The organism is Serratia sp. LTN-2, from assembly GCF_059740205.1.
The window spans coordinates 1-1,092 of record NZ_JCAXDO010000070.1; the positions used below are offsets into that span (position 1 = coordinate 1).

1 protein-coding gene and 1 pseudogene are annotated in these 1,092 nt (G+C 48.1%); both read left to right on the forward strand.

Annotated features, from left to right (window positions below; genetic code table 11):
- Window positions 1-187, forward strand: a pseudogene (locus AC6BYQ_RS28370) (fimbrial protein); the annotation flags it as partial.
- A 9-nt stretch (window positions 188-196) separates the two neighbouring features.
- Complete coding sequence (locus AC6BYQ_RS28375) at window positions 197-997, forward strand: MrpH family fimbial adhesin (RefSeq protein WP_498057918.1); 801 nt, start codon at window positions 197-199, stop codon at window positions 995-997.
- The last annotated feature ends 95 nt before the right edge of the window (window positions 998-1,092 follow it).

Here is a 1,092-nt window from a genome sequence, read left to right on the forward strand (position 1 = left end):
GCTGGAAACGCCGGCGGGCAAGGCGCTGCCGCTCAATCAGGCCGGTGATAAGCAGGGCCTGCAGGCCGGCGGCAATATTTTGGCGTTGCAGGCCTATGTGCGCGGCGAACCGCAGGCGCTGGAGCGAAAGACCATTGGGCGCGGGGCCTTCAGTGCGGTGGCGACCTTTAATCTGGCTTATGAGTAGGTGACGGATATGAAAATAGGAATAAAAATATTGGCGATGTTTATCGGCTTGTATTCTTCTGCGGTGTTTTCCGCTGCCTATCAAATGAACGTAGTTTTTCTTTATGGCAGGACTTATGTGTCCATAGAGTCATGGGATGTCAATGACAAGACACCCAATCCTATGACTTGGGGGAATGTAAAGAGAGACGTCCTTTATTTTTTATTTTCGGTAAATGGTGGGCACGGGCTTACCATCAGTAATCACCTTTTTGAGGTTCCCGGCGCGAGAAACGCAAAAACTATGGGGGAATTAGGCAAGCTGTTTATTGCTCAAGGCTATCTTGGGCAATGGGTTGTTGCGGATAGAGGTTCAGGATCCGCAACTAATAGGGCCTGCTGGCAGTTCGGATATCCTAGAACATATGTAGATACCTCATCTGCTACAGCTTTTGATGGTACGTGCGCGTATTCAGAATATGGACCAGAGACATGTCAGGTAGATGCGCCTTATATTGAAATAAATCACGGCGTATTGGTTCCCTCAGAGGTGAATGGTAATTCGGCTTATACCGATATTTATATCTCATGTTCTAAAAATATGTCGGTCTATGTTATGTCCCAATCAGGGGTGAGTTCGGTGTCGTTGTCGCCACTGACTGGATTACGCAGCGATCTTATGATTAATGACAAGAGGTTGGGGGATGGCGTCAAGATCTCCGCCTCAACCTCGCCAACCCGGTTACGGCTTTCTTCAACCTTAAGCGGTTATGATGCCCAGTCGGTAGGGACGTTTTCCGGCAGCTTACCCATTATTATTGCCGTGCCTTAAGCTCTGAATGTTGCTAGTTCAGGAGAATGAAGAAAAATCTGCTGATATTAATGCGATTCATTAATGTGTGACCATTCGCTGAATGGCCGGCCAGT

What these genes read in the sequence shown, in the direction of transcription:
- AC6BYQ_RS28375 (WP_498057918.1), top strand. Translation starts at nt 197, where the DNA reads ATGAAAATAGGAATAAAAATATTGGCGATGTTTATCGGCTTGTATTCT.